Below are 20443 nucleotides of genomic sequence, written 5' to 3' on the forward strand. Positions count from 1 at the left end.
CGGCGCGTCCGCCGCGCTCCCTTGTCAATTGACGACGCTAGCCCTTCATCAGGGACAGCATGCTGCTGCCGAGGCTGGCCGGGGAATCCGCGACCGTGATGCCGGCCGAACGCATGGCCTCCATCTTGTCCCCGGCACCGCCCTTGCCGCCGGCGATGATCGCGCCGGCATGCCCCATGCGCCGGCCCGGCGGGGCCGTGACGCCGGCGATGAAGCCGACCACCGGCTTCTTCACCTTGCTCTGCTTCAGGAATTCGGCTGCCTCTTCCTCGGCGGAACCGCCGATTTCGCCGATCATGATGATGCCCTGGGTATCGGGATCGCCCAGGAACATGTCGAGGCAGTCGATGAAATTGGTGCCGTTCACCGGATCGCCGCCGATGCCGATGCAGGTGGACTGGCCGAGGCCGGCCGCCGTGGTCTGCGCGACGGCCTCATAGGTCAGCGTGCCCGACCGGCTGACGATGCCGATCTTGCCCGGCCGGTGGATATGGCCCGGCATGATGCCGATCTTGCACTGGTCCGGCGTGATGACACCCGGGCAGTTCGGTCCGACCAGGCGGGTCTTCGAGCCGGCCAGCGCGCGCTTCACCGCCACCATGTCGATTACCGGGATACCTTCGGTGATGCACACGACCAGCGGGATTTCCGCGTCCACCGCTTCCAGGATGGCGTCCGCCGCGAAGGGCGGCGGGACGTAGATCACCGAGGCATCGGCGCCGGTCTTGGCGACCGCGTCGGCGACGGTGTCGAACACCGGCAGGTCGAGATGGGTGGTGCCGCCCTTACCGGGGGTCACGCCGCCGACCATCTTGGTGCCGTAGGCAATCGCCTGCTCGGAATGGAAGGTGCCCTGCGCGCCGGTGAAGCCCTGGCAGATGACCTTGGTGTTGCGATCGACCAGAACAGCCATTACTGGGCCTCCTTCACGGCCTTGACGACCTTTTCGGCCGCGTCGGCCAGGTTATCGGCGGAAATGATCGGCAGCCCGGATTCGGACAGGATCTTCTTGCCAAGCTCGACATTGGTGCCTTCCAGGCGCACCACAAGAGGCACATGCAGGCTGACCTCGCGGGCCGCCGCCACCACGCCTTCCGCGATCACGTCGCAGCGCATGATGCCGCCGAAGATGTTCACCAGGATGCCTTCGACATTCGGGTCGGACAGGATGATCTTGAAGGCGGTGGTCACACGCTCCTTGGTGGCGCCGCCGCCGACATCCAGGAAGTTGGCCGGCTCGCCGCCATAGAGCTTGATAATGTCCATGGTCGCCATGGCAAGGCCGGCGCCGTTCACCATGCAGCCGATATTGCCGTCCAGCTTCACATAGTTGAGGCCATGCTTGGTGGCCTCCAGCTCCATCGGATTCTCTTCGTCCTCGTCGCGCAGCTCCTCGATGTCCGCATGGCGGAACAGCGCGTTGTCGTCGAAGTTAACCTTGGCGTCGAGCGCGATCACCGCGCCGTCGCCGGTGACGACCAGCGGGTTAATCTCGACGATCGAGCAATCCAGCTCGGTAAAGGCCTTGTACATGGCCAGCATGAACTTCACCGCCGCGTTCACCTGCTTGCCCTCAAGCCCGAGGCCGAAGGCGATCTGGCGGGCGTGGAAGGCCTGCATGCCGGTGGCCGGGTCGATGGCGACCTTCAGGATCTTCTCCGGATGCTCGGCCGCAACCTCCTCGATCTCCATGCCGCCCTCGGTCGAGGCCATCACTGTGATGCGGCTGGTGGCGCGGTCGATCAGCATGCCGAGATACAGCTCACGCTTGATGTCGCAGCCTTCCTCGACATAGACCCGCGTCACTTCCTTGCCTTCGGCGCCGGTCTGCTTGGTGACCAGCACCTTGCCGATCATCGCCTGGGCATTCGACTTGACGTCATCGACCGACTTCACGACGCGCACGCCGCCCTTGCCGTTCGGATCGTCCTTGAAGCGCCCGGCGCCGCGGCCGCCCGCATGGATCTGCGATTTCACGACATAGACGGGGCCGCCAAGGCCCTTGGCCACCTCGGCCGCCTGCTGGGCGGTATAGGCAACGCCGCCCTTGGGCACGGCGACGCCGTATTTCGCCATGAGCTGCTTGGCCTGGTATTCGTGGATATTCATGCGGTCAGCCTTCCCGGCAATTGCATCGATGTGGGGGGAAGCGGATGCGCCATCGACCGGCGGTGCAACGCAGGCCCCACTCCTGCGCCTCTCCGCCGGCCCTCCGGTACTCTAACACCCAATGGCCCGGGTTCAACCGGGCCAAGGGCGCTCCTTCATGGTCAGCCCGCCGAGGCGTCCATGTTCTTCACCACCTCGACCAGCGCCTTCACGGCGCCGACCGAATGGTCGAACATCTTCTTCTCGTCGGCATTCAGTTCGATCTCGACAATGCGCTCGACACCCTTCGCGCCGATCACCACCGGCACGCCGACATAAAGACCGTCGAGGCCGTAGGCGCCCTTCACATAGGCGGCGCAGGGCAGCACGCGCTTCTTGTCGCGCAGGTAGCTCTCGGCCATCTGGATCGCCGAGGAGGCCGGCGCGTAGAAGGCCGAACCGGTCTTCAGCAGACCGACGATCTCGGCGCCGCCATCACGGGTGCGCTGCACGATCTGGTCGATCTTCTCCTGCGTGGACCAGCCCATCTTGATCAGGTCCGGCACCGGGATGCCGGCGACGGCGGAGTAGCGCACCAGCGGCACCATCGTGTCGCCATGGCCGCCCAGCACGAAGGCGTTCACATCCTCGACCGAGACCTTGAATTCCTCGGCCAGGAAATAGCGGAAGCGCGCCGAGTCCAGCACGCCGGCCATGCCGACGACCTTCTCGTGCGGCAGGCCGCAGGCCTCGCGCAGCACGCCGACCATCACGTCCAGCGGGTTGGTGATGCAGATCACGAAGGCATCGGGGCAGTGCGCCTTGATGCCGGCGCCGACCGAGCGCATGACCTTGGTGTTGATACCGACCAGGTCGTCGCGGCTCATGCCCGGCTTGCGCGGCACGCCGGCGGTGACGATGACGACATCGGCACCCTTCAGATCGGCATAGTCGTTGGTGCCGGAAACCGCCGCGTCGAAATCCTCGACCGGGGAGGCCTGCGCGATGTCCAGCGCCTTGCCCTGCGGCATGCCCTCGGCAATGTCGAACAGGACGATGTCGCCCAGCTCCTTCAGGCCTGCCAGAAGGGCGAGGGTGCCGCCGATATTGCCGGCGCCGACGAGTGCGATCTTGTTCCGTGCCATGAATCCGCTCCGCTTGCGATGGTAAGGGCCGTCTATTGACAAAACCTTACGGCCTGCGCCGCGTCAGACTCTGTTACCGGCTGCCCGGTGGCCGGCCGCCAAAGGCCGGTCATCGCGCGTGCCGCCATGGCCTGCCGCGCCGCGAAAAAGTGTCGGGTTACTAGCGCGATTTCGAGGAGGGGGCAAGGGAAAGCGGTCGCTGAAACAATCCCTTCTCCAGAATCGCTCATTGTGCTGCCGCCACGGCTTCGGGCTCGGACGATTCCGCCGCCCGGCCCAGATGCGGGGCAGCGATGTAATCGGCCGACTGCATCTCCATCAGGCGGCTGACCGTGCGCTGAAACTCGAAGGCGCCATCGCCCTCCCGGTACAGCGTCTCCGGCGCCGATTCGGCGGAGCAGACGAAGTTCGCCTTGCGCTCGTACAGCGCATCAACCAGGTGGATGAAGCGCCGCGCCTCGTTGCGGTTCTCCTTGCCGAGGCGCGGTATGCCCTCGACGATCACCGTATGGTAGCGGTCGGCAATGGCGAGATAATCGGAAGCGCCCAGCGCCTTGCGGCACAGATCGTCGAAGGTGAACCAGGCAACGCCGCGCGCCGCCTTCGGCACCGGCACGAGGCGGCCCAGCACGCTGACATTGTCCGGCGCGCCGGACGCGCCATCAGTCAGCTCGCGGAAGATATTCTCCAGCGCTGCGGCCGCCTTCTCGTCCAGCGGCGCGTGATAGACCGGCATGCCGCGCAGCCGGTCGAGCCGGTAATCGGTGTCGCCGCTGACCGACAGCACGTCCAGCTTCTGCTTTACGAGGTCGATGAAGGGCAGGAAGCGCTCGCGCTGCAGCCCGCCCTTATAAAGATCGTCCGGCGCCTTGTTGGAGGTGGCGACCACGACGACGCCCAGCGCGAACAGCGCCTCGAACAGCCGGCCCAGGATCATCGCATCGGCGATGTCGTTCACGTCGAACTCGTCGAAGCAGAGCAGCCAGGCCTCGGCGGCGATCTCCTTCGCGGTCGGCGGGATCGGGTCGCCGCCTTCCTTCTTCGCCTGCTGGCGCAGCCGGTGCAGGCGGCCATGTACCTCGGCCATGAATTCGTGGAAATGCACGCGGCGCTTCTTCTCGACCGGCGCGCCGGCGAAGAACAAATCCATCACCATGGATTTGCCGCGCCCGACCGGGCCGTAGAAATAAATGCCCTGCGGCGGCGGCGTGACATCCTTGTGCCGACGCCCGAAGCCGAAGCGCGCGAACCAGCCTTCCTCGCCACCGCCATTCGGGCGGTGGTTCTTCAAGGCATTATGCAGGCTCTGCAGCTTCTCGACCGCCAGCTCCTGATGCTGGTCGGGCTTCAGCGCGCCCTCGGCCTTCTGCTGCCGGTAGAGATGAAGCGGTCCGTCGGACATGCCCTGCCATGTGGGTCTGGATGATCGGTCCGCCAAGGATTTAACCGACAGCGGTTAACAAAGAAAGAATCTCTAGCGCATCCATTCGTCGGGATAGACGCCCCAGGTCTCGATCGGCTGCACCCAGCCGGTGAGGCCCGCCGCCTTGACCCGGCACCAGGCGGGGCGACATTCCTGCAGCTCGCCGATCACGCCGGGTTCCACCTTTGCCACCAGCGGCGCGCTTTCCGTCGGCTCGCGCCGCAAACTGGCGAGCGGCGCGGTGAAGACGATGGTGCGCTTGCCCGACAAAAGGCTCTGATGCACCCAGCCCTCGGTGCCCTCGACATCGCGGATGCGCCGCCAGGTATCGAATTCGGCGACGATCTCCACCGGCATGTCCTTGCGCAGGAACACCCAGTCGATGGGGTAGCGCACGCCGGGGCCGGTGCGGATGTTCACCTCGCCGGAGCGCAGCGAGACGAAGCGCGGGATCGGCAGGCCGGAAGGGCTCTGCTGTGCCTGGACCAGCGCCGGCAGCAGCGCCACCAGCATCGCAAGGCAGGCCAGCGCAGGCAGGAGGATTCGGCGGGGCAATGTGGCTGATGTCATCGATTCGGTGGCGGATGCGTATCGGAAAGCTGGACCCTAGCAGACGGCGTATTATAACGGTGCAGCTTTCACCCGGTACAGGTCAAGCGGGCGGGATGCGCGCCTGCGCTACATCATGCTAGGGTCTGTCGCAAGGGCAGGGCTGGAAACAGGGTCAAGAGGAAGGCCCAAGAGGAAGGCAGGGACGGGACAATGCCGAACAGCGCCAAGAAACCGACCATCGTGGTCACCCGCAAGCTGCCGGACGCGGTCGAGACCCGCATGATGGAGCTGTTCGACGCGCGCCTGAACCTCGACGACCGGCCGATGACCCCGGCGGAGCTGATTGAGGCGGTGAAGGTGGCCGATGTGCTGGTGCCGACCGTTACCGACCGCGTGGATGCCCGCATCCTGGCGCAGGCCGGCCCGCAGCTGCGGCTCATCGCCTCCTTCGGTACCGGCGTCGATCACATCGACCTGGCGACCGCGCGGCAGAAGGGCATCACCGTCACCAACACGCCGGGCGTGCTGACCGAAGACACCGCCGATATGACGATGGCGCTGGTGCTTGCCGTGTCGCGCCGGCTGACCGAGGGCGAGCGGCTTGTGCGCTCCGGCACCTGGGAAGGCTGGGGTCCGACGCTGATGCTGGGCCACCGCATCGGCGGCAAGCGGCTGGGCATCATCGGCATGGGACGGATCGGCCAGGCGGTGGCGAAGCGCGCGCGGGGCTTCGGCCTGTCGATCCACTACCACAACCGGCGGCGCGTCCATCCCGACATCGAGGCAGAGCTGGAGGCCACATACTGGGAGAGCCTGGACCAGATGCTGGCTCGCATGGATGTGATCTCGATCAACTGCCCGCACACGCCGGCGACCTATCACCTGCTCTCCGCCCGGCGGCTGAAACTGCTGCGCCCGACCAGCATCGTGGTGAACACCTCGCGCGGCGAGGTGATCGACGAGAATGCACTGGCACGCGCACTGGCCGGGCGCGAGATCGCCGGCGCCGGCCTAGATGTCTTCGAGCACGAGCCGGCAATCAACCCGAAGCTGTTGGAACTCGACAATGTGGTGCTGATGCCGCATATGGGCTCGGCCACCATCGAGGGCCGCATCGATATGGGCGAGAAGGTCATCATCAACATCAAGACCTTCATCGACGGCCACACCCCGCCCGACCGCGTGCTGGAGCAGATGTTCTAAACATCCGCGCAAGAAGCGGGTGGCGGCAGCCCTTCCAATCCCGTTCATTGCCCCTTCCGGCAACGACCAAGGAACACCGCGATGCGTCCGACCGTGCCCGCCCCGCTGATGGGGCCAACGGAATGGCTGCTGCTGATCGTCCTGTCGGTGCTGTGGGGCGGCTCCTTCCTGTTCGCCAAGATCGCCGTCACCCATGTGCCGCCGCTGGTCGTGGTCTGGCTGCGCGTCTGCATTGCCGCCGCCATCCTGCTGGCGCTGCTGCCGGCCTTCGGCGTCCGGCTGCCGCGCGACGGGCGATTCTGGCGCGAGGTCGCGGTGATGGGGATGCTGAACAATGTCGCCCCCTTCGCGCTGATCTTCTGGGGCCAGCAGGAGATCGGCGCCAGCCTGGCCGGCATCCTGAACGCGACGACGCCCTTCTTCACCGTACTGCTGGCGCATCTGCTGACGCGGGACGAGCGCATCACCGGGGCGAAGCTGGCCGGGCTGCTGATAGGGCTTGCCGGTGTGGTGGCGATGATCGGGCCGGACGCGCTGGCCAGCCTCGGCGGGGCGGGGCTAGGCACGACGCTGGCGCAGCTTGCCATTGTCGGGGCCGCCTTCTCCTATGGCTGCGCCAATATCTTCGGCCGGCGCTTCCGCGATCGCCCGCCGATGGCGCTGGCCTGCGGGCAGCTTTCCATGTCGGCGCTGATCCTCACGCCAATTATCCTGACATTCCAGGCGCCCTGGAGCCTGCCGGTGCCGCCGGCCGAGGCCATCGCCGCCATCGTAGCACTGGCGGTTGCAAGCACGGCGCTCGCCTATGTGATCTTCTTCCGCATCCTGGCGAAGGCAGGCGCAACCAATGTCGCGCTGGTTACCTTCCTGGTGCCGGCGAGCGCCATCCTGCTGGGCGCGCTGGTACTGGGCGAACGGCTGGCGCCGATGCAGATGCTGGGCCTTGCCGGCATCCTGTGCGGGCTGGCCGCCATCGACGGGCGGCTGTGGCGCCGGATAACCCTCAGGCGACCTGCCGGATCTCCGTGATGCTGGGGGCTGTCCCGCAGAGCGGGCAGTCCGGGTCCTTGGGAATCTTCACCGTCTGGAACCGGCTGGACAGCGCGTCATAGAGCATCAGCCGGCCGGCGAGACTGTCGCCGAGGCCAAGGATTTCCTTCAGGATTTCGGTTGCCTGCAGCGTGCCGATGACACCGGCCACCGCCCCCAGGATACCCGCCTGGGAACAGCGCGGGATCAGGTCGGCCGGCGGCTTTTCCGGGAACAGGCAGCGATAGCAGGGGCAGCCCGCCTCATGCGCCTTGAACACGGAAATCTGCCCCTCAAAGCGCAGCAGCGCCCCGGACACGAGCGTCTTGCGCGCGAAATAACAGGCATCGTTCAGCAAATAGCGGCAGTCGAAATTGTCTGACCCGTCGGCGACGATGTCGTAGCCGGCGACCAGCGCCGCCACATTGTCCTGCGTCAGCTTCTCGCGGTGGGCGATGATGTCGATGCCTGGATTGAGCGCCCGCACCGTGTCGATGGCGCTATCCACCTTCAGCCGGCCCAGATCGGCGGTGCCGTGGATGATCTGGCGCTGCAGGTTCGACAGCTCGACCTCGTCATAATCGACAACGCCCAGCGTGCCGACACCGGCGGCGGCCAGATACATCAGCAGCGGCGCGCCGAGGCCGCCGGCGCCGATGACCAGCACCCGCGCCCCCAGCAGCTTCTCCTGCCCCTCCTCCCCGACCTCGTCGAGGATGAGATGGCGGGCATAGCGATGGAATTGCTCGTCGTTCAGTTCCATGGGCCACTCCCCCAGGGTAATGGGGTCAGCGGGACGGTCAGGCCTCTTCCGGCGCCTGCTCCCGGCCGGGCTGCGGTATCGCCGTCACGTTGAAGCCGGAATCCACATACAGCACCTCGCCGGTCACACCCGCCGACAGGTCGCTCAGCAGATAGAGGCCGGCGCCGCCGATCTCGTCCAGCGTGACGTTGCGGCGCAGCGGCGAATGGGTCTGGGTGAAGCGGTACACATAGCGGGCATCGCTGATCGCCGAGCCCGCCAGCGTGCGCATCGGCCCGGCGGAGATCGCGTTCACCCGGATGTTGTTCTCGCCCAGATCGACGGCGAGATAGCGCACGCTCGCCTCCAGCGCCGCCTTGGCCACGCCCATGACATTGTAGTTCGGCGTCACCCGCTCCGCGCCCAGATAGGACAGCGTCACCAGACTGCCGCCCTCGCTCATCAGCGGGGCTGCGCGCTTGGCGATGTTGGTGAAGGAGAAGCAGGAGATATCCAGCGTGCGGCGGAAATTGTTGCGCGTGGTATCGAGATAGCGCCCCTTCAGCTCCGTCTTGTCGGAATAGGCGATGGCGTGGACCACGAAATCCAGCCGGTCCCAGCGTTTCGACAGCCCGTCGAAGGCGGAATCGATGCTGGCTTCCGACACCACGTCACAGGACAGGGTGATGTCGGAGCCGACGGATTCCGCCAGCGGACCGACCCGCCGGGCGAAGGAGTCCGACTGGTAGGTGAAGGCTAGTTCCGCGCCATGCGCGGCCAGCGCCCTGGCAATGCCCCAGGCGATCGAATGATCGTTGGCGACGCCCATGATCAGCCCGCGCTTGCCGGCCATCAGCAGCTGCGGCGCGGCACCGTCCGCTGCCGGAGCGGCGGAATCGGTCAGCGGTTTGTCGATGCTTGCCATGTATGTCAGCCGTTATAGCGCCGAAGGGCCAGGACAGCATTGGTGCCGCCGAAGCCGAAACTGTTGGAAAGGGCGAGGTCGATCTGCTTGTCCATGGCCGTGCGGGCGATGGGCAGGTCGGCGAACGCCTCGTCGATGGTCTCGATATTGGCGGACGCGGCGATGAACCCGTCACGCATCATCAGCAGCGTGTAGATCGCCTCATGCACGCCGGCCGCCCCCAGGGAATGGCCGGTCAGCGACTTTGTGGAGGCGATGACGGGCATATCCTCGGCGAACACCTGGCGCAGCGCATCGGTCTCGCGCTGGTCGCCCACCGGCGTCGCGGTGCCGTGGGTGTTCACGTAATCGACTTTCCCCTCGACTCCGTGCAGCGCCATCTGCATGCAGCGCACCGCACCCTCGCCCGAGGGCTGCACCATGTCATGGCCGTCGGAGGTGGCGCCATAGCCGACCACCTCGGCATAGATCTTGGCGCCGCGCGCCTTCGCATGCTCCAACTCTTCCAACACCAGCACGCCGCCGCCGCCGGAGATCACGAAGCCGTCGCGCCCGGCATCGTAGGGCCGGGACGCCTTTTCCGGCGTATCATTGTACTTGGAGGACATGGCGCCCATGGCGTCGAACAGCACCGACATGGTCCAGTGCAGCTCCTCGCCGCCGCCGGCGAAGACGATGTCCTGCTTGCCGAGCTGGATCAGTTCCGCCGCATTGCCGATGCAATGCGCCGAGGTCGAGCAGGCGGAGCTGATCGAATAGTTCACGCCCTTGATCTGGTAGAAGGTGGACAGGCAGGCGGAGTTGGTGCTCGACATGCAGCGCGGCACCTGGTACGGGCCGACCCGCTTCGGCCCCTTCTCGCGCGCCGTGTCGAAGGCCAGCATCATGTTGCTGGTGGACGGCCCGCCCGAGCCCATGATCAGGCCGGTGCGCGGATTGACGACGTCCTTCTCCTCCAGCCCGGAATCGGCGATGGCCTGTTCCATGGCGAGGTAGTTGTACGCCGCACCCGGCCCCATGAAGCGGAGCAGCTTGCGGTCAATCGTCTCTTCCAGGTCGATCTTCAGGGAACCGTGCACCTGGCAGCGGAACCCCATTTCCTTGTAGTCCTCGGCCGGGACGATCCCCGATGTGCCGGCGCGCAGCGCGCTGGAGACCTCATCGGCGCTGTTGCCGATGGAGGAGATGACGCCGAGACCGGTAACGACAACACGACGCATGGCTCAGCTCCCTGCCGCCATTGCCGCCGCCGGGGCGGTTTCCGGCTGGAACAGCCCGACACGGATGTCCTTCGCCTCGTAGATCGTCTCGCCGTCGCAGATCACCCGGCCATCGGCGATGCCCAGCACCAGCTTGCGGCGAATGACGCGCTTGATGTCCAGCGCATAGACCACCTTCTTCGCAGTCGGCAGCACCTGGCCCATGAACTTCACCTCGCCCACGGCCAGCGCGCGCCCGGCGCCTGGCGAGCCGCCCCAGCCCAGGAAGAAGCCCAGCAGCTGCCACAGCGCATCCATGCCGAGGCAGCCCGGCATCACCGGGTCATTCTCGAAATGGCATTTGAAGAACCAGAGGTCCGGATTGATGTCGAATTCAGCGGTCACGATGCCCTTGCCGTGCTCGCCGCCTTCCTCGCGGATTTCCGTGATTCGGTCGAACATCAGCATGGGCGGCAGCGGCAGCTGCGCGTTACCGGGTCCGAACAGATCGCCATGCGCACAGGCCAGCAGATCCTGATAATCGTATGTTTGCTTACGGTCGGCCATGTTGGCTGAGGCTTCTTTCCTGTTTGCTTGCGGCCATATCTGGCAATGCACGCCGTAACGCGCCCGCCAGCCCTCCATGGCCAGCGATTCTAGCCGAACAGCGCGTTCCAGCGAAACCACAAATGGCAGGCCCGGCGGCACGACGCAACCCCCGCCGGTTTATTGAAACGGCGTCGAAGTGTAACAGAACCGAAAGCCGGGCCTTGCGCAGCGGCATGGACATCTTTTAGAACGACTATATATAAATATATCAGATTACCCGCAGGCACGGCGCCGCAGGCAGGCAAAGAAGCATGGACAGACTCCGTACCCACACCCACAACATCGAGCGGCTGAAGGCGGCCGGGCTGCGCCCGACCCGTCAGCGCCTGGCGCTGGCACAGCTGCTGTTCGGCACTGGCGACCGCCATGTGACCGCCGAACAGCTGCATGGCGAGGCGCTGGAAGCCAGGGTGCCGGTCTCGCTGGCCACGGTTTACAACACGCTGCACCAGTTCACCGAATCCGGGCTGCTGCGCGAAGTGGTGGTGGAGGCCAGCCGATCCTATTTCGACACCAACACCGGCAGGCACCATCATTTCTTCGTCACCGACAGCGGCGACCTGATGGACATCCCGGCCGGCGATATCGCGCTGGGCGAGCTGCCGCTGCCGCCCGAGGGTACGGAGATCGACAGCGTCGAGGTTATCATCCGCGTACGGCGCGAACCGCGGGCGGCCGGCTGAAGGGGACGGCCCGCTGAGGGTTGCAATTAGCGGTATTTAATTACCCCGCGCGGTGGTGGTGACGGGGCCGTGTGAGAATGAGTTTCATTCAAAATATTATTTTGTAACAAGCGGTTAAAATTCCGTTTGGAACAATTCAAATCTATTGACTTGCCTCCGGCTTCGCTCCATATCCACTCACGTTGAAGTGATCGACAGCCCGGCGCCGAACCCCAGCCATCGATCCGCAATCGGACATCACGGCATCGGCTCCGGCTTCATACATGCGAGAGCAGGAAGGAGAGAGTCATGGCCAATCTGAAGGGTTCCAAGACCTTCGACAATCTGAAGGAAGCGTTCGCCGGCGAGAGCCAGGCGAACCGCCGCTACCTCTATTTCGCCCAGAAGGCCGACGTCGAGGGCTATAACGACGTTGCCGCCGTGTTCCGCTCGACCGCCGAGGGCGAGACCGGCCACGCGCACGGCCATCTGGAGTTCATGGAAAGCGTCGGCGACCCGGCCACCGGCGAGCCGATCGGCGCCACCGACCTGAACCTGAAGGCCGCCATCGCCGGCGAGACGCACGAGTACACCGACATGTACCCGGGCATGGCGCGCACCGCCCGCGAGGAAGGCTTCGACGAGATCGCCGACTGGTTCGAGACCCTGGCGAAGGCCGAGAAGAGCCACGCCGGCCGCTTCCAGAAGGCCCTCGACAGCCTGAACAGCTAAGCTGTCCGGATGAGGCTCCCCGCCAGGCAACCGGCGGGGAGCTTCGCCTTTTCCAAATTATTCTTTCAAGGCATTCCTTAAATCATTGCCGCGCCGGAACGATCCAGGCGCGCCTTAGGGGAGAAGCAGCATGAAGGAAGGCAGTCTCGAGGCGCCGACCCGCCACCCGCTGGCCTGGACCGACCCGGATTTCTATGATGAGGCGAAGCTCGACGAGGAGCTGCGCCGGGTATTCGACATCTGCCATGGCTGCCGCCGCTGCTTCAATCTGTGCGACAGCTTCCCCCGCCTGTTCGACCTGATCGACGAATCGGAATCGGGCGAGCTGGATTCCGTCAGCTCGGCGGACTTCAAGCCGGTCGTGGACGCCTGCACGCTGTGTGACATGTGCTTCCTGACCAAGTGTCCCTATGTGCCGCCGCACGAGTTCAACCTGGACTTCCCGCACCTGATGCTGCGCTACCGCGCCGTCGAGCGGAAGAAGCAGGGCACGCCCTTCGTCGAGAAGCAGGTCACCGAGACCGACCGCAATGGCAAGCTGGCCGCTCCCGTCGCCGGCATCGCCAACTGGGCGACCGATCTGAAGAACGGCACGACCCGAGGCCTGATGGAGAAGGCCGGCGGCATCGACAAGCGCGCCGCGCTGCCGAAGTTCCATTCCAAGACCTTCACCCGCGCCGCCAAGAGCGACGTGCCGGAGGTCAATACGGCCGCCCCGGCCTACGGCCGCAAGGCGGCGCTCTACGCCACCTGCTTCGTGAACTACAACAATCCCGACACCGGCATGGCCGCGCGCCGGGTGCTGGCGAAGAACGGTGTCGAGACCGAGGTGGTCTACCCGTCCTGCTGCGGCATGCCGCAGCTGGAACAGGGCGACATCGAATCGGTGGCGAAGAAGGCGCGATCCGTCGCCCAGGAAATGAAGCCCTGGATCGACAAGGGCTACGACATCGTGGCGCTGACGCCGTCCTGCGCACTGATGCTGAAATTCGAATGGCCGCTGATCGTGCCGGATGATGAGGATGTGAAGCGGCTGTCAGCGGCGACGAAGGATATCAGCGAGTACGTCGTCGATATCGCCAAGAAGGAAGGGCTGGCTGAGGGCATCCAGGCGCTGGATGGCGGTGTCACCGTCCATATCGCCTGCCATGCCCGCGCCCAGAATATCGGCCAGAAGGCAGCCGAGATGCTGCGCCTGATCCCGGACACCAAGGTCTCGGTGATCGAGCGCTGCTCCGGCCATGGCGGCTCCTGGGGTATCTTCAAGGAGAATTTCGACATCGCCCTGAAGGTCGGAAAGCCGGTTGCCCGGCAGGCGCTGAAGGAGGCGAACAAATATGTCGTCTCCGAATGCCCGCTGGCCGGCCTGCACATTCTGCAGGGGATGGAGGAGATCGAGAAGGACGCCGCCATTCCCAGCCAGTCCGAACACCCCATCGAGCTGGTCGCCAAGGCCTACGGGCTGTGAGCGGCGACCGCTCATAACGACGCAAACGGAGGTCCCATGATGCCTGCTACGGCAAAGCAGATCACGCACGCGGATATCCTGCCGCTGCCTGACTACATGAAGATCCGCAAGGAGCGCCGCAGCGCCGTCGTGGCGCTGAAGAAGAACCGGCGCCTGGCGGTCGGCCCGCACGCTACCTTCTATTTCGAGAATTTCGAGACTATGCTGAGCCAGGTTCAGGAGATGCTCTACATCGAGAAGGGCGGCGATGAGCAGGTCGAGGACGAGCTGAGCGCCTACAACCCGCTGATCCCGCAGGGGCGCGAGCTGGTCGCCACGGTGATGTTCGAGATCGATGACGAGGTGCGCCGTCGCCGTGTGCTGGCCACCCTCGGTGGCATCGAACACCAGATGTTCATCAAGGTCGGTGGCGAGACCGTGAAGGGTGTCGCCGAGGACGATCTCGACCGCACCACGGCGGACGGCAAGGCATCCTCCGTGCAGTTCGTGCATTTCCCCTTCACCGAGGCGCAGATCGCGGCCTTCCGCAAGCCGGGCGCCGAGGTGGTGCTGGGCTTCAGCCACGAGAATTACCCGCACATGACGGTGATGCCCGAAGCGGTGCGCGAGGCGCTGGCGAAGGATTTCGACTGAGCCTTCCGCATTACTGGAAATAATACAGGCCCCCGCGCGCTGCACAGCCGCGGGGGTTTCTGTTTGTCCTTGCCATTCGCCCACCGCATGCTCAAATACGTGACGAATTCGTATATTCTATAATTTCACTGATTTGAGGTGTGTTATGTCAGGGCAGCAGGCAGACTTTCGCGGCAAGATCTATGACAGCATCCTGGACACCATCGGCGCGACGCCGCTGGTCCGGGTGAACCGGCTGGCCGAGGCGCATGGCGTGCAGGCCGAGATCATCGGCAAGCTGGAATTCTTCAACCCGCTGGCCTCGGTGAAGGACCGCATCGGCTTCGCCATGATCGATGCCGCCGAGAAGGCGGGCGCGCTGAAGCCGGGCGCGGTCATTGTCGAGCCGACCTCCGGCAATACCGGCATCGCGCTGGCCTTCGTGGCGGCCGCCAAGGGCTACCGGCTGATCCTGACCATGCCGGAGAGCATGTCGGTCGAGCGCCGCAAGATGCTGAAGTTGCTGGGCGCCGAGCTTGAGCTGACCCCCGCCGACAAGGGCATGAAGGGCGCCATCGCCAAGGCGGAGGAGATTGTCGCCGCCACGCCGGGTGCCTTCATGCCGCAACAGTTCAAGAATGCCGCCAACCCGGCGATCCATCGTGTCACCACAGCGGAGGAAATCTGGACCGATACCGCCGGCACGGCGGATGTGCTGATCAGCGGTGTGGGCACCGGCGGCACGCTGACCGGCGTGTCCGAGGTGCTGAAGCAGCGTAAGCCCGGCTTCCTGACCGTTGCGGTGGAGCCGGAGGACAGCCCGGTGCTGTCCGGCGGCCAGCCGGGCCCGCACAAGATTCAGGGCATTGGTGCGGGCTTCGTGCCGGACATCCTGCAGACCGGCCTGATCGACGAGATCGTCCGCATCGGCAACGAGACGGCGATGAAGACGGCGCGCGAGGCGGCCCGGCTGGAAGGGCTGCCGGTCGGCATCTCCTCGGGTGCCGCTCTGGCCGCCGCCATTGAGGTCGGCAAGCGGCCGGAGATGGCGGGCAAGCGCATCGTCGCCATCATCCCGTCTTTCGCCGAGCGCTACCTCTCGACCGCCCTGTTCGACGGGCTGTAAGGGCTACAGCGCCAGCAGCTTGTCCGGGCAGTCGGTGACCAGGATATCCATGCCGTCCGCCAGCAGGCGGGCGGCATCCGCCGGCTCGTTGACCGTATAGGCCAGCGCCTTCATGCCGACGGCATGGACCGCGTCGATCCGTTCCTTCGTGTAGCGGCGGAAATTGCCGTTCACACTGACCGACTTCAGCCGCGCCGCATCCTCCAGCCAGCCTTCCTTGAAATCGTCCGTCAGATAGCCGCGCGACAGGTCCGACGCCTCGGCCAGTGCCACTTCCAGCGCCGCCGGCTTGAAGCTGGAGAACTGGAAGGGGGCATCACTCTTCCAGTTCTCCTGTACGATCTTTACCGTGGCGGCGGCGGTCTCGCGTTCGCGGCCGGGGCAGGGCTTGATCTCGACATTCACGCCCATGCCGAGCTCGGCGATCAGTTCCAGCGCTTCGGCCAGGGTCGGGATGCGCTCGCCCGCGAAATCCGGGCCGAACCAGCCGCCGGCATCCAGCGCGCGCAGCGCGGCGAAGCTCTGCTCCGCCACTGGCCCCTCGCCATTGTTGGTTCGCCCCAGCACATTGTCGTGGTGGCAGATGACAATGCCGTCGGCGCTCAGCTTGGCATCCAGCTCCACCATTTTGGCACCGGCCTCGGCGGCCTTGCGGAAGCCGGCCAGCGTGTTCTCCGGCGCCAGCGCGGCGGCCCCGCGATGGCCGACAATCCTCGGAAATTCCATATCTAAACTCTCCACACGAAAGAGGCGGCACCCGAAGGTGCCGCCCCAATGCCGTTCAGACAAGCGCCGGTTTTACTCGGCCGCATCGTCCTTCTTCGACAGGTCCTCGCCGGTCTCCTGATCGATCTTCTTCATCGACAGCTTGACCTTGCCGCGGTCATCGAAGCCCAGCACCTTCACCTTCACGGTGGCGCCGACATCGACCACATCCGTCACCTTGCCGACCCGGCCCTCGGCCAGCTCGGAGATGTGGACGAGGCCATCCTTCGGGCCCAGGAAGTTCACGAAGGCGCCGAAATCCATGACCTTCACGACCTTGCCGGTGTAGATCACGCCGACCTCCGGCTCCGCCACGATCTCGCGGATCCAGTTGATCGCCTTCTGGCTCGACTCGTCGCTGACGGCGGCAACCTTCACCACACCATCATCGTCGATGTCGATCTTGGCGCCGGTCACTTCGCAGATCTCGCGGATCACCTTGCCGCCCGGGCCGATGATGTCGCGGATCTTGTCCTTCGGGATGTTGATGGTGGTGATGCGCGGCGCATTCTCGGACACGCCTTCGCGCGCACCGGTCAGTGCCTTCGCCATCTCGCCCAGGATGTGCAGCCGGCCACCCTTCGCCTGATCCAGGGCGATCTTCATGATCTCCTTGGTGATCGAGGTGATCTTGATGTCCATCTGCAGCGAGGTCACACCCTGCTCGGTGCCGGCCACCTTGAAGTCCATGTCACCGAGGTGATCCTCGTCGCCCAGGATGTCCGACAGGACGGCGAAACGGTCGCCTTCCTTGATCAGGCCCATGGCGATACCAGCCACCGGGCGCTTCAGCGGCACGCCCGCATCCATCATCGACAGCGAGCTGCCACACACCGTCGCCATCGAGGAGGAACCGTTGGATTCGGTGATCTCCGAGACGATGCGGATGGTGTAGGGGAAGTCTTCCTTCGCCGGCAGCAGCGGGCGCAGGGCGCGCCAGGCCAGCTTGCCATGACCGATCTCACGGCGGCCCGGCGACCCCATGCGGCCAGCCTCACCGACCGAATAGGGCGGGAAGTTGTAGTGCAGCATGAAGTTTTCGCGGTATTCGCCTTCCAGCGCGTCGATGATCTGCTCGTCCTGGCCGGTGCCCAGCGTCGTCACGACGATGGCCTGGGTCTCGCCACGGGTAAACAGCGCCGAGCCGTGGGTGCGCGGCAGCACGCCCACTTCCGACACGATCGGACGGACGGTCTTGGTGTCGCGGCCATCGATGCGCAGGCCGGTGTCGAGGATGGCGCCGCGCACAACGTCGGCCTCCAGCTCCTTCAGCACCGAGCCGAGCTTGTCCAGCGGCAGGCCTTCCTCGCCCGCCAGCACGGCCTTCACCTCGTCCTTCACCGCGCCGACCTTGGCGTAGCGCTCGGCCTTCTGGGTCTCCTTGTAAGCCTCGACCAGCTTGGCGCGGCCCAGCTCGGCCACGCGGGCCTGCAGCTTGTCCAGCCCCTCGGCCGGCGGGGTAAGGTCCCACGGCTCCTTCGCGGCCTGCTCGGCCAGCTCGATGATCGCATCGATCACCGCCTGCATGGCGTCATGGCCGAAGGTGACAGCGCCCAGCATGATCTCCTCGGACAGCTCATGGGCTTCCGATTCGACCATCAGCACGCCTTCCTGCGTGCCGGCCAGCACCAGATCCAGCTGCGAGGTCGAAACCTCTTCCTGCAGCGGGTTCAGGATGTATTCGCCATCCTTGTAGCCGACGCGCGCGGCACCGATCGGGCCCATGAAGGGCATGCCCGACAGGGTCAGCGCAGCAGACGCGCCAACCATCGCGACGATGTCCGGATCATTTTCCAGATCGTGGCTGAGGACGGTGCAGACGACCTGCGTCTCGTTGCGGTAGGAGGGGTGGAACAGCGGGCGGATCGGGCGGTCGATCAGGCGGGAGGTCAGCACCTCCTTCTCGGTCGGCCGGCCTTCGCGCTTGAAGAAGCCGCCGGGGATCTTGCCCGCGGCGAAGGTCTTCTCCTGGTAATTCACGGTGAGCGGGAAGAAGTCCTGCCCTTCCTTGGGGGCCTTGGCGCCAACAGCGGTGCACAGCACCGTGGTCTCGCCATAGGTGGCCATCACGGCGCCATGCGCCTGACGCGCGATCTTGCCGGTCTCCAGGACCAGCGTACGGCCGCCCCACTCGATTTCTTTACGGTAAACGGTAAACATACGGATATATCCTCGTCGTGCGGAACCCGCGCGTCCGGTCAGAAGAGCTGATGATCTATGGGAGGCGGTGGGGCCGGCTCGTCCTCGCCGACCCTTGTCGGCGGCGATGCCCAGCTTATCGACGACCCATATGGTCGGGTTCCAGTTCTTGCTTTCTCTTCTTTGCGCGCCCGTTCTATGTCACGGAACGCATGCAAGGTCAATCGAAAGCGGCGTTCAGCCCCCGGCTGCGACCCCCCAACGAAAAACGCCGCCGGTTTCCCGGCGGCGTTTCCGTACATCCGAAGATGCGGCGATCAGCGGCGCAGGCCGAGGCGACCGATCAGCCCCTCGTAGCGCGACTGGTCCTTGCGCTTCAGATAGTCCAGCAGACGACGGCGCTGACCGACCAGAACCAGAAGGCCACGACGCGAATGGTGGTCCTTCTTGTGGTCGTTCAGATGGTCGGTCAGGTTGCGGATGCGCTCGCTCATGATCGCGACCTGCACTTCCGGCGAACCGGTGTCGCCCTCGCCCTGGGCGTATTCCTTGATGAGCTCCTGCTTGCGCTCGGCGGTAATCGACATCGTCAACTCCTCATAGTCAGAGGTTGAATACGCGCACCGGGTGAAGCCTGCCCTCGGCGAACCGTGTCAGCGCGACCGGCTTTCCTTCAGCCATGGCGCAGACGATGTCCGCCTTGTCCAGATCGCCGAGCCTGCCGATATCGGCCGCCCGGAACATCGGGATGGCCTGACCGGACCTTAGCTGGCTCGCTTCACTGCCGTTCAGGGCCAGGGCCGGGATGTCGTCCAGCGCGGTCTCGATCGGCAACAGGTGCGATTGAAGGCCGGGACCATGCGCGGATTCCTCCAGCGAATCAAGCGAAATCGCGTGGTCCAGCGTGAAGGGGCCGCTGCGCGTGCGGCGCAGCGCCGTGACATGGCCGACCGTGCCCAGCGCCAGCGCCAGATCGCGGGCGAGGCTGCGCACATAGGTACCCTTGCCGCAATCCACCTCGAATTCCGCATGATCGGTATCGATGATGCGCGAGAGAGCCAGCCGCGTGATCGTGACGATGCGGGATTTCATCTCGACCGCCACATTGGCGCGCGCCAGATCATAGGCGCGCTCACCCTCGATCTTGATCGCGGAGTAGCGCGGCGGCACCTGCTCGACCTCGCCCAGGAAGCCCGGCAGCGCCGCGATGATATCGGCCTCAGCAGGGCGCATAGGGCTGGTATCGCACACGTCCCCCTCGCCATCGTCGGTGGTGCGCGCCTCGCCCCAGCGCACGGTGAAGCGGTAGGCCTTGCGGCCATCCATCACGAAGGGAACGGTCTTGGTGGCTTCGCCCAGCGCAATCGGCAGGACGCCGGTCGCCAGCGGATCGAGTGTGCCGGCATGGCCGGCCTTGGCGGCGTCGAACAGGCGGCGAACGATGGAAACGGCACGGGTCGAATTCAGCCCTATCGGCTTGTCGAGAACGACCCAGCCATCGACCTTTTCGCCACGGCGCTTACGCGCCATCGCCGCTATCCTCGTCCTCGTCGCTATCGCGTCTTTGATTGTCGAGGTCGCGCCGCACATCGGGGCGCAGCAGTACCGTGTCGATGCGCGCCGAGGATTCGAAGGCCGAATCATAGACGAAGCGGATCGCCGGCACATGGCGCAGCGTGATCTCGCGGGCGATCTGGCCGCGCAGATAGGCGGCCGAGCGGTTCAGCGCGGCCAGCACCTCCGGCGCGTGCGGCGCGTCGCTGGTCAGTTCGCCCAGCGGCATCACATAGGCGGTGGCATTGCGCAGATCCGGGCTGATGCGCACCTCGGTCACGGTGATCGAGACGCCCTCCAGGGCCGGATCGCGCAGATGTCCGCGCAGCAGGACGCTGGACAGCACATGACGCAGTTCCTCGCCAACGCGCAACTGGCGCTGGCTGGGACCGGCAAGGCTCCCGCCGCTATGAGGCTTTCGCTTCACCATGACGATTTCGGACCGCGCGCGCATGCGGGACCGGCCAGAG

General features: G+C 65.3%; 21 protein-coding genes. 7 read left to right on the forward strand and 14 right to left on the reverse strand.

Annotation, left to right across the window (positions count from 1 at the left end; genetic code table 11):
- Positions 1–37: 37 nt before the first annotated feature.
- From sucD to P24_RS02225, 5 genes are all read right to left on the reverse strand, one after another.
- Positions 38–913: a succinate--CoA ligase subunit alpha gene (sucD, locus tag P24_RS02205; protein WP_008943061.1), complete on the reverse strand. Its 876-nt coding sequence runs from the start codon at positions 911–913 to the stop codon at positions 38–40.
- On the reverse strand, positions 913–2109 hold the full coding sequence (sucC, locus tag P24_RS02210) for an ADP-forming succinate--CoA ligase subunit beta (RefSeq protein WP_008943062.1): 1197 nt from the start codon (positions 2107–2109) through the stop codon (positions 913–915). The genes sucD and sucC overlap by 1 nt, the downstream gene beginning before the upstream one ends.
- A 161-nt stretch (positions 2110–2270) precedes the next feature.
- Complete coding sequence (mdh, locus tag P24_RS02215) at positions 2271–3233, reverse strand: malate dehydrogenase (protein WP_008943063.1); 963 nt, start codon at positions 3231–3233, stop codon at positions 2271–2273.
- A gap of 226 nt (positions 3234–3459) precedes the next feature.
- Positions 3460–4635: a cell division protein ZapE gene (zapE, locus tag P24_RS02220; RefSeq protein ID WP_008943064.1), complete on the reverse strand. Its 1176-nt coding sequence runs from the start codon at positions 4633–4635 to the stop codon at positions 3460–3462.
- A gap of 72 nt (positions 4636–4707) precedes the next feature.
- Complete coding sequence (locus tag P24_RS02225) at positions 4708–5211, reverse strand: SH3 domain-containing protein (protein ID WP_237740151.1); 504 nt, start codon at positions 5209–5211, stop codon at positions 4708–4710.
- Positions 5212–5418: 207 nt separating this feature from the next.
- Here P24_RS02225 and P24_RS02230 point away from each other — a divergent pair, with 207 nt between their 5' ends.
- Complete coding sequence (locus tag P24_RS02230; RefSeq protein ID WP_008943066.1) at positions 5419–6411, forward strand: 2-hydroxyacid dehydrogenase; 993 nt, start codon at positions 5419–5421, stop codon at positions 6409–6411.
- A gap of 81 nt (positions 6412–6492) precedes the next feature.
- Positions 6493–7440 (forward strand): DMT family transporter, encoded by a 948-nt coding sequence (locus P24_RS02235; protein ID WP_008943067.1) that lies wholly within the window; start codon positions 6493–6495, stop codon positions 7438–7440.
- Here P24_RS02235 and P24_RS02240 read toward each other — a convergent pair.
- From P24_RS02240 to fabA, 4 genes are read right to left on the reverse strand one after another with little or no spacing between them, the layout of a single operon-like run.
- Entirely contained in the window at positions 7415–8203 is a 789-nt protein-coding gene (locus tag P24_RS02240; RefSeq protein WP_008943068.1) for a HesA/MoeB/ThiF family protein, read from the reverse strand. The two genes, P24_RS02235 and P24_RS02240, sit on opposite strands and share 26 nt — an antisense overlap.
- A 37-nt stretch (positions 8204–8240) precedes the next feature.
- The gene (locus tag P24_RS02245; protein WP_008943069.1) at positions 8241–9107 is read right to left on the reverse strand and encodes an enoyl-ACP reductase FabI; all 867 of its coding nucleotides are present in this window, start codon (positions 9105–9107) and stop codon (positions 8241–8243) included.
- Positions 9108–9112: 5 nt separating this feature from the next.
- Positions 9113–10327: a beta-ketoacyl-ACP synthase I gene (fabB, locus tag P24_RS02250; RefSeq protein ID WP_008943070.1), complete on the reverse strand. Its 1215-nt coding sequence runs from the start codon at positions 10325–10327 to the stop codon at positions 9113–9115.
- 3 nt (positions 10328–10330) lie between these two features.
- Positions 10331–10873 carry a bifunctional 3-hydroxydecanoyl-ACP dehydratase/trans-2-decenoyl-ACP isomerase gene (fabA, locus tag P24_RS02255; protein WP_008943071.1) on the reverse strand — a complete coding sequence of 181 codons (543 nt, stop codon included), beginning with the start codon at positions 10871–10873 and terminating at the stop codon, positions 10331–10333.
- A 293-nt stretch (positions 10874–11166) separates the two neighbouring features.
- Between fabA and irrA the strand changes: the two genes are divergently transcribed.
- The 5 genes from irrA (at position 11167) to cysK (ending at position 15515) form a co-directional block, all read left to right on the forward strand.
- A complete protein-coding gene (gene irrA, locus P24_RS02260; RefSeq protein WP_008943072.1) occupies positions 11167–11598 on the forward strand; it encodes an iron response transcriptional regulator IrrA in 432 nt (143 codons plus the stop codon).
- Between the two features lie 288 nt (positions 11599–11886).
- The gene (locus tag P24_RS02265; protein ID WP_008943073.1) at positions 11887–12309 is read left to right on the forward strand and encodes a rubrerythrin family protein; all 423 of its coding nucleotides are present in this window, start codon (positions 11887–11889) and stop codon (positions 12307–12309) included.
- A gap of 130 nt (positions 12310–12439) precedes the next feature.
- The gene (locus tag P24_RS02270) at positions 12440–13777 is read left to right on the forward strand and encodes a heterodisulfide reductase-related iron-sulfur binding cluster (RefSeq protein WP_008943074.1); all 1338 of its coding nucleotides are present in this window, start codon (positions 12440–12442) and stop codon (positions 13775–13777) included.
- A 36-nt stretch (positions 13778–13813) separates the two neighbouring features.
- Positions 13814–14410, forward strand: a complete 597-nt coding sequence (locus P24_RS02275) for a DUF3501 family protein (RefSeq protein WP_008943075.1) — start codon at positions 13814–13816, stop codon at positions 14408–14410.
- Positions 14411–14555: 145 nt separating this feature from the next.
- A complete protein-coding gene (cysK, locus tag P24_RS02280; protein ID WP_008943076.1) occupies positions 14556–15515 on the forward strand; it encodes a cysteine synthase A in 960 nt (319 codons plus the stop codon).
- 3 nt (positions 15516–15518) lie between these two features.
- Here cysK and P24_RS02285 read toward each other — a convergent pair whose 3' ends face one another.
- The 5 genes from P24_RS02285 to rbfA all read right to left on the reverse strand — a co-directional run bounded on the left by P24_RS02285 (position 15519) and on the right by rbfA (position 20427).
- Entirely contained in the window at positions 15519–16241 is a 723-nt protein-coding gene (locus P24_RS02285; RefSeq protein ID WP_008943077.1) for a glycerophosphodiester phosphodiesterase family protein, read from the reverse strand.
- Positions 16242–16313: 72 nt separating this feature from the next.
- Positions 16314–18446, reverse strand: a complete 2133-nt coding sequence (gene pnp, locus P24_RS02290) for a polyribonucleotide nucleotidyltransferase (protein ID WP_456319829.1) — start codon at positions 18444–18446, stop codon at positions 16314–16316.
- Positions 18447–18736: 290 nt separating this feature from the next.
- The gene (gene rpsO / locus P24_RS02295; protein ID WP_008943079.1) at positions 18737–19006 is read right to left on the reverse strand and encodes a 30S ribosomal protein S15; all 270 of its coding nucleotides are present in this window, start codon (positions 19004–19006) and stop codon (positions 18737–18739) included.
- A gap of 16 nt (positions 19007–19022) precedes the next feature.
- Complete coding sequence (gene truB, locus P24_RS02300) at positions 19023–19949, reverse strand: tRNA pseudouridine(55) synthase TruB (protein ID WP_008943080.1); 927 nt, start codon at positions 19947–19949, stop codon at positions 19023–19025.
- The gene (rbfA, locus tag P24_RS02305; RefSeq protein WP_237740152.1) at positions 19939–20427 is read right to left on the reverse strand and encodes a 30S ribosome-binding factor RbfA; all 489 of its coding nucleotides are present in this window, start codon (positions 20425–20427) and stop codon (positions 19939–19941) included. The genes truB and rbfA overlap by 11 nt, the downstream gene beginning before the upstream one ends.
- Between the last annotated feature and the right edge of the window lie 16 nt (positions 20428–20443).

The sequence above is a fragment of the Oceanibaculum indicum P24 genome (assembly GCF_000299935.1).
Taxonomy (GTDB): domain Bacteria; phylum Pseudomonadota; class Alphaproteobacteria; order Oceanibaculales; family Oceanibaculaceae; genus Oceanibaculum; species Oceanibaculum indicum.